Raw genomic sequence first — 546 nt, forward strand, 5'->3', positions numbered from 1 at the left:
TCTTCCTTCGGTAGCTGACGAACAAGGAAGACTCGCAAGTTTGATTGGAGCGAGTGTTTTTCCAATTGGGCTAATCGGTATCTTATTGGGTGGTGGCGAGCTGATTACTTCAAACATGACCGCTGTTTCGACTTCATTTTTTGCTAAAAAAGTGACTTTGAGTGAATTACTAAAAAATTGGTTAATCATTACTGTATTTAATGTCCTTGGTGCTATTTTTGTCGCTTTTGTTTTTGGACATCTTGTCGGATTGACAGGTATTGGAGCTTACAAAACGGAGCTTCTTAGTTTAGCACAATCGAAAATAAATGCTAGTTGGTCCCAAGAATTTCTCTCAGGAATCGGATGTAATTGGTTTGTTGGTCTGGCAATGTGGATGTGTTATGGGGCTAAAAATGCTGCTGGAAAAGTATTAGCAGTTTGGTTTCCGGTTATGGCTTTCGTTGCGATTGGTTTTCAGCATAGTATAGCTAATGCCTTTGTCATTCCAGCGGACAATTTCTAGCTGACAGAGTAATTTGTCAGTAGATCGGAAGAGCGTCGTGT

General features: G+C 40.3%; 1 protein-coding gene. It reads left to right on the forward strand.

Going from position 1 to position 546, the window contains the following annotated elements; translation table 11 throughout:
- Window positions 1–505, forward strand: a 505-nt coding sequence (locus tag BAZO_RS11425) for a formate/nitrite transporter family protein (RefSeq protein ID WP_003331679.1), incomplete at its 5' end; no start/stop codon positions are given.
- Between the last annotated feature and the right edge of the window lie 41 nt (window positions 506–546).

This window comes from Schinkia azotoformans LMG 9581 (genome assembly GCF_000307855.1).
GTDB classification, from domain to species: Bacteria; Bacillota; Bacilli; order Bacillales; family Bacillaceae_J; genus Schinkia; species Schinkia azotoformans.